The sequence below is a fragment of the Paenibacillus oryziterrae genome (assembly GCF_042610485.1).
GTDB lineage: Bacteria > Bacillota > Bacilli > Paenibacillales > Paenibacillaceae > Paenibacillus_AQ.
Genome location: NZ_JBGJZO010000053.1, coordinates 1 through 1,359, shown reverse-complemented (window position 1 = coordinate 1,359; position 1,359 = coordinate 1). Strand labels below are relative to the sequence as shown.

The following is a 1,359-nucleotide window of genomic DNA, read 5'->3' as shown; positions in this document are numbered from 1 at the left end:
GAGTCTGTAAAATAGTTTGTGTAAACTCCTAAACCCAGTAAAATGGAAGTAACAGAAAGGTTGGGGAGAACACATGGGACTTTGGACAAAACAACAACTGCGAGAATTCATCAAAGAGAACAATCTAGTATCCGCACAGGATGCCCAAAATGCATTGAAAGAGTTGTTTGCAGAAACGATTCAGGAAATGCTGGAGGCGGAACTGGATACGCATCTAGGCTACGAGAAGCATGAGGTTAAGGCGAAAATGACGCCAAACAGTCGTAACGGCAAAAGCAAGAAGAACATTGTCAGTGAGTATGGTGAACAGGAAATTACGGTTCCCCGAGACCGGCTCGGCGAGTTTGAACCGGTCGTCGTTCGGAAACATCAGTCCAATGTTACCGGCATCGAAGACCAGATTATCGCCCTATACGCCAAAGGCGTCAGCACTCGCGAGATTCAGGATCACCTGCAGAATCTATACGGGATCGAAGTCTCACCAACGCTTATTTCCAACGTTACCAACAAGATCGTTCCTCTCATTAAAGAGTGGCAGAATCGCCCCCTGCAAGGCGTTTACGCGGTCATTTACATGGACGCCATCCACTTTAAAGTGAAGCAGGACGGGGCTATTATTAACAAAGCAGCGTACATGGTCATTGGCATTGATCTGGACGGAAACAAGGATGTACTAGGCATGTGGATCGGCGAGAATGAGTCCGCCAAGTTCTGGCTCAGCGTGCTGAATGACCTGAAAAATCGCGGTGTTCAGGACATCCTTATTATCTGTGTAGACAACCTGAACGGCTTCTCTCAAGCGATTGCCGCCTGCTACCCCAAGACGGAAATCCAGAAGTGTATTATTCACCAAATTCGCAGCTCCACTCGCTATGTTTCCTACAAAGATCTGAAAAAGGTCACCGCGGATCTGAAGCCCATATACAAGGCGACTACTGAGGAAAGCGCGCTGCTCGAATTGGATCGCTTTGAGGAAGTCTGGGGCGGAAAATACCCGCTTATTGTACGCTCCTGGCGAAATAATTGGGAGGAGCTTGCAACCTTCTTTAAGTATCCGCCGGAGATTCGAAAACTCATCTACACAACGAATATGATTGAGAGTTACCACCGGCAGCTCCGTAAGGTCACAAAGGGAAAAAGCATCTTCCCGACTGACGAAGCCTTGCTCAAAATGCTCTATCTGGCGACGATGGACGTTACCCGCAAATGGACAGGCCGTGTCCAAAACTGGGGTCAAATGCTACTCCAGCTCTCCGTCTTCTTTCCGGATCGGATCGGCCAGTACTTACGCTAGTATCGCGAATTCCCCCTCGGGGGAATTCCTTGCTAAAGAGTTTACACAAAATTATTGACAGACCC

At 48.2% G+C, this 1,359-nt stretch carries 1 protein-coding gene; it reads left to right on the top strand.

Going from position 1 to position 1,359, the window contains the following annotated elements; genetic code table 11:
• Window positions 1–73 precede the first annotated feature (73 nt).
• A complete protein-coding gene (locus ACAN55_RS24140; protein WP_379139144.1) occupies window positions 74–1,294 on the top strand; it encodes an IS256 family transposase in 1,221 nt (406 codons plus the stop codon).
• Window positions 1,295–1,359 lie beyond the last annotated feature (65 nt).

Coding starts and splice junctions, on each gene's coding strand:
- ACAN55_RS24140 (WP_379139144.1), top strand. CDS start 74: ATGGGACTTTGGACAAAACAACAACTGCGAGAATTCATCAAAGAGAAC.